We start from the raw sequence: 1,084 nt of genomic DNA on the forward strand, positions 1-1,084 counted from the left end.
ACACAGCACTCTGCAAACACGAAAGTGGACGTATAGGGTGTGACGCCTGCCCGGTGCTGGAAGGTTAATTGATGGGGTCAGCCGCAAGGCGAAGCTCTTGATCGAAGCCCCAGTAAACGGCGGCCGTAACTATAACGGTCCTAAGGTAGCGAAATTCCTTGTCGGGTAAGTTCCGACCTGCACGAATGGCGTAACGACAGCGGCGCTGTCTCCACCCGAGACTCAGTGAAATTGAAATCGCTGTGAAGATGCAGCGTTCCCGTGGCAAGACGGAAAGACCCCGTGAACCTTTACTATAGCTTTACACTGAACGTTGAGTTCGTCTGTGTAGGATAGGTGGGAGGCTATGAAACTGTGGCGCTAGCTGCAGTGGAGCCATCCTTGAAATACCACCCTGTCGTGCTTGACGTTCTAACCTGGGCCCATTATCTGGGTCGGGGACCGTGTATGGTGGGTAGTTTGACTGGGGCGGTCTCCTCCTAAAGAGTAACGGAGGAGCTCGAAGGTACGCTCAGCGCGGTCGGACATCGCGCACTGTGTGCAAAGGCATAAGCGTGCTTGACTGCAAGATCGACGGATCAAGCAGGTAGGAAACTAGGACTTAGTGATCCGGTGGTTCTGTATGGAAGGGCCATCGCTCAACGGATAAAAGGTACTCCGGGGATAACAGGCTGATACCGCCCAAGAGTTCATATCGACGGCGGTGTTTGGCACCTCGATGTCGGCTCATCACATCCTGGGGCTGTAGTCGGTCCCAAGGGTATGGCTGTTCGCCATTTAAAGTGGTACGCGAGCTGGGTTCAGAACGTCGTGAGACAGTTCGGTCCCTATCTGCCATGGGCGTTGGAGATTTGAGAGGGGCTGCTCCTAGTACGAGAGGACCGGAGTGGACGAACCTCTGGTGTTCCGGTTGTCACGCCAGTGGCATTGCCGGGTAGCTATGTTCGGAAGCGATAACCGCTGAAAGCATCTAAGCGGGAAGCGCGCCTCAAGATGAGATCTCCCGGGGCACAAGCCCCCTGAAGGAACCATGTAGACTACGTGGTTGATAGGTCAGGTGTGTAAGTACAGCAATGTATTGAGC

At 54.7% G+C, this 1,084-nt stretch carries 1 rRNA gene; it reads left to right on the forward strand.

The features are described from left to right. Positions 1-1,084: ribosomal RNA gene (locus ACWFRU_RS42475) — 23S ribosomal RNA — on the forward strand; the annotation flags it as partial.

The organism is Streptomyces sp. NPDC055099 (assembly GCF_053607685.1).